Source organism: Vallitalea sediminicola, from assembly GCF_054408565.1.
Window position 1 is genome coordinate 1 of the sequence record NZ_BTPT01000243.1, and the last position, 255, is coordinate 255.

Annotated in this window: 1 pseudogene; it reads right to left on the reverse strand. The window is 35.7% G+C overall.

From position 1 onward, the window contains the following. Nucleotides 1-255 (reverse strand): annotated as a pseudogene (locus ACX6CF_RS26595) (hypothetical protein); the annotation flags it as partial.

Here is a 255-nt window from a genome sequence, read left to right on the forward strand (position 1 = left end):
TACATATTCATCAAATATATCAAGAATAATCGTTCCAGTAGGTAAAAACTTCATTTGCTCAGGTCCATTAAGGGTTCCCAACCAAATTTGGGTATCCACATTTTCTTTTTCAAAAAGTGGTCCTAGATACTCACCGATAAATTGTCTAAATTGTTCCCCTGACCACAAACAGGAAGGGAATTTCTGATCAGCAAATGGTTCATTTTGTATGTGAATCTGATCAATTCGGATCCCTTCTTTTTCATAAGCCTCAAT